This window comes from Polaromonas sp. AER18D-145, assembly GCF_002379095.1.
Classification (GTDB): domain Bacteria; phylum Pseudomonadota; class Gammaproteobacteria; order Burkholderiales; family Burkholderiaceae_C; genus Polaromonas.
The window spans coordinates 1-1,180 of record NZ_NBZV01000115.1; the positions used below are offsets into that span (position 1 = coordinate 1).

1 protein-coding gene is annotated in these 1,180 nt (G+C 60.8%); it reads left to right on the forward strand.

Features of this window, described 5'->3' with window-relative positions; genetic code table 11:
* Positions 1–1,180, forward strand: a 1,180-nt coding sequence (locus B7G52_RS23095) for a class I adenylate-forming enzyme family protein (RefSeq protein WP_096699990.1), incomplete at both ends; no start/stop codon positions are given.

The following is a 1,180-nucleotide window of genomic DNA, read 5'->3' on the forward strand; positions in this document are numbered from 1 at the left end:
ATTGGCTATGGCGCAGGCCATGGTCTGGAGCGCGACTACGAAAGCTTGCTGGCGAAAGCCGAGGGTGAGCCGCACTGGCCAGCGCTGGCGCCCGACGACATCCTTTTTGTCAGCTACACCTCCGGCACGACCGGCGTGCCCAAGGGCGTGATGCTGCCCCAGCAGAGCAGTGTCAACTGCATCGTTCATTCGTTGAGTCACTTCGGCTTCGGTCCAGACGACGTTTGGAGTGTTCCAGGATCTTCGGCGTGGGTACTTGTCATGTGTTATGTGTTGGGACTTGGCAACGGGATGACGACCATAGTTCCGGATGGTGGGTTTAATCTCCCGGCCTACCTGCGCGACATCGAACGCTTCCGCGTCACGGTTGGCTTTATGGTGCCCACCGTGTTGCATCGCGCGATTACTGAAATCCGCGCCAATCAGGACTACGATCTGTCCTCGCTGCGCATGATGGTGTACGGTTCGTCGCCCGCCACGCCCAAGTTGATCCGTGATGCGAGGGCGACCTTCAAGGGGATCAAGCTGCTGCAGATCTATGGGATGACCGAAACCGCAGCTGGCTGGATCAGCTACCTGACCGATGCCGACCACGAGCATGCGCTGCGCGAGGAGATAGAGCTGCTCAAGTCTGTCGGCCGCATTAGCATGAGCTACGACTGCTCGATTCGCGACGAGGCGGGCCAACCGGTGCCGATCGGCCAATCCGGCGAGATCTGGCTGCGCGGCAATACCATGATGAAGGGTTACCGCAACCTGCCTGAGGCTACGGCGGAAGCGATGCCGGACGGCTGGCTGCGCACCAACGACATCGGGCGGCTCGACGAGCGCGGCTATCTGTATCTGCTGGATCGGCAGAAGTTCCTGATCATCACCGGCGCGGTGAAAGTGTTTCCGACCACGGTCGAGGCGATTCTGGTCGAGCACCCGGCGGTGGAGGAGGTGGCCGTGGTCGGCGTGCCGCACACGGAATGGGGCGAGGCAGTAGTCGCTGTGGTCGTCCGAAAACCTTCGCACAGCGATGTGACGGGGCAGGCGCTTATCGATTTTTGTCACGGCAGGCTCAGCCGCCCCGAAACGCCCAAGCATGTGGTGTTTGTCGATGAACTGCCCAAGACATCCAACGCCAAGCTGAAGAAAGGCGAGTTGAAGAAATGGCTGTCTGGCGGTGCAGTGCCCC